At 60.0% G+C, this 3,047-nt stretch carries 2 protein-coding genes; both read left to right on the plus strand.

What is annotated here, in order from left to right; genetic code table 11:
* Window positions 1–875 (plus strand): ThiF family adenylyltransferase (locus EOA60_RS26230; RefSeq protein WP_206628249.1); only part of this gene is annotated, 875 nt, incomplete at its 5' end.
* Window positions 876–1,113: 238 nt separating this feature from the next.
* Window positions 1,114–2,709 carry a hypothetical protein gene (locus tag EOA60_RS26235; protein WP_128312124.1) on the plus strand — a complete coding sequence of 532 codons (1,596 nt, stop codon included), beginning with the start codon at window positions 1,114–1,116 and terminating at the stop codon, window positions 2,707–2,709.
* Window positions 2,710–3,047: the final 338 nt, after the last annotated feature.

Consider the following 3,047-nt stretch of genomic DNA (forward strand, 5'->3'; position numbering starts at 1 on the left):
GTGCGGTGTTGGTCGGTGGGGGCGCCGTGGGCAACGGCTTTCTGCGCGCGCTCCGCCATCTGCAGGTTCGCGGCACTCTGCCGATTGTCGACCCGAAGGTCGTCGGAGAGGGTAACCCCAATCGCTGCCTCTATTTCACCAGCGACCATGTTGGTCTGCCGAAGGCGGCGACCCTGGCACGATCTGCCCAGCCGGACTTCCCTGAGCTGAAACTCGAGCCGTACGCGTGCACATTCGGTGAGCTGGTTGCCAAGACCGGGCTCGTTGACACCGCGATCGTAACGGTGGACAGCCGCCGAGCGCGACGGTCCTTGCAGAAGGAAATTCCGCGGCGAGTAATCGATGCGTCCACAACTGATGCAAGGGCCGTCATCGTGCACAGCCACAGTCAGCCGACAGATGATGCCTGCCTCGCCTGCATATATCGTCACGTTCCCGACGAGCACGCGCGTGAACGGTCCATCGCCGAGGGACTCGGCATCGACATCGAGATGGTTCGTGAAGGATTCATCTCTGCAGATGCGGCAGGGCGGATCGCGAAGGCGCATCCGTCGGTTGAGGCTAAGGCGATCGCTGGCAAAGCCTACGATACGCTTTTCAAGGAACTTTGCAGCGCGCAGGCGCTCCTAACCCCCGAGGGGCGGCAAGTGTTGGCACCGTTCGCCTTTGTGTCCGCTCTCGCTGGAGTGCTGCTGGTTGTTGAACTTTTGCGATCCAATCACCATGCAGCGACAACCAATTACTGGACCGTCGACCCCTGGGGTGCACCGATCGGCCGCCTTCGCCGGTTGCGCCCGCGGGTGCCCGATTGCGAATTCTGCGCAGATGACGATGCGAGCCGTCTCGCTCAGTCTCTATGGGAGGAGGCGCGCTAACGCTCACCAAGATCTATTGTCCGGGGAGGCGGTCCGCGTGGAGGGATGGCGTCTCTGGTCAGTTGGCCAAAGCTCCTTCCTCGATGCCAGATTTTGTAGCGCTCGATTTGCGGTCTTCCTTAGTCCGCACCGCTTCGGTGATGACAGGAGGCTGAGCAGACGATGTGGCGGAAGGGAAAGTGCCTGGCGAAGAAACGTGTAAACTTGCGATACATGCTGAGTCTTTTGTGGGGGCACGATGAAGCTGAAACGACTTGAAAAGATGCGCACGGGCGGAAGCCGCACGAAGATGCAGCTCTCGATCCCAGTGCCTAAGACACCTGATGGGAGGGTCTATCGTTACTCACCCAACATAGATGCTCACCCCCGGCATTTCGTGCTCAGTGAACCTGTCGTCGGATTCGTCGCAGATCCGGAAAGGGCTGCCCGGATGAAATATCCTCCTGGCACCCGCGGGACTGTCTGTCCCTATAGCGGCGTCAGGGCCGACGACGCCGAGTTCACGCATCCGGACGATCGCAAGGCCGCGATCAAGATAATCAAGCAGACGGCACTGCAAGACGCGCGGGACGCCTTTTCGGACATGCTGGCCGATGTGGCGCGAGGGAGCAAGTCGATCACCTACAAGCCGGCGGCCCGGCCGAGCAAACCTCGCCCGCGTTTTGGGCGCCGTGACCTCATGCGTCTGCTGGTCTGCGATTGCTGCGGGCGGGACTACGGTGTCTTCGCGATAGCGCTGTTTTGTCCCGATTGTGGAGCGCCCAATCTGGCGTTGCACTTCGCTCGCGAGGCCGAGTTGGTCGGCCAGCAGGTCGACCTGGCGGCATCCCAGAGCAAGGAAAACCAGGAACTGGCCTATCGGCTGCTCGGCAATGCCCACGAGGATGTGCTAACGGCCTTCGAGGCAACCCTCAAGGTCGCTTACGTTTATCGCGTTCAGAACCGGCCTCCGGGGTCAGCGCTGATCAAGCCCGTCAGCAACGATTTTCAGAACATCGACAAAGGCCGCAAGCGCTTCGACGAATTCTCGTTCGATCCCTTCGCCGAACTCGACGCTGCGGAGTTGGCGGTCCTCTCACTCAATATCCAAAAGCGTCACTTGATCGGCCACAATCTCGGTGTGGTCGATGCAAAATTCGCGCAACATGCCAAGGAGGCGAAGCTGGGCGAGACGGTCGAGCTGGTAGCGGCCGACATCCGCGCCTTCGCCGCGCTCTGTAAAAGGGTCGTCAGGCGAATCGACGACATGCTGGGCGATGTGCCATTGCCACCGCCTGCAGGCGAAACCGAGGAGAAAGCGATGCCGTCAGCAACAGAGACGGTCGCTGATCTGACCCCGGAAGGTTCGGCAGTGGGAAAATGGATATGCAAGGCATCGGTCGATGGCCTGCCTTGGCATCTCGATGAGGATGCGCTGATCGCGGCCTTTCCGAACTTGTCGACGGATCAGCTCGCCGAAGCGCTGGCCGATCTCGCCGAGGACGATTATGTGAGCCTTGCTCATACCATTTCCGAACGATTGCCGCGTATACACGTCCGCGAAGACTTGTTCCTAACCTTCGATCCGATCTGCATGGAAAGCGACCCCGTTGCCGACGCCCTGCAGCTGATTCCGCTCGTCCTTGCGAAGGACTCGGTGAACGTGCCCGGTCTGCATGCGGAAAGCGCGATGCCATTGCGCAGGTTCAACCCCGCCATCGGCATGATCATCTCGGAGATTGGCGAGCGCAGGGTTTCTGGCGCCTGGGTTGAGGGTTATCCGACCCCGTATTTTTTTGTCGTGGATTCTGATCGCGTCGCTATCAAGCGCCTGGCTCGACGGCTGGAAGGATAACGAGGATCTAGTTCTCGCGCCTGTCATCGAATCAGCCGCGGGGAACCTGAAGTCGCCGCGGCCCACAGCGTGATCATTGTGATCTAGAGTCTTTCACGTTTTGATGGAAGCGTACCCTGCGTTTGCGAAGTAGTTGCCGCATCAGTTGCAGGAAATGCGACCAGCCGGTCGACCGGCGCGATCTCCGGCAAGTCATTTGGCATCAACAGCCAGACCATGAGCCGCTTGAACTGGACAGTTGATTGCGGATTGTTGTCAGGGGACGCGGAACCAATTTCGCGCGCCGAAGTTAGCAAGCGCTGTTACGGGGGACACACGCGATGCTGCTTGTCTTGGAC

Source organism: Mesorhizobium sp. M1A.F.Ca.IN.020.06.1.1, from assembly GCF_004023265.1.
Taxonomy (GTDB): domain Bacteria; phylum Pseudomonadota; class Alphaproteobacteria; order Rhizobiales; family Rhizobiaceae; genus Mesorhizobium.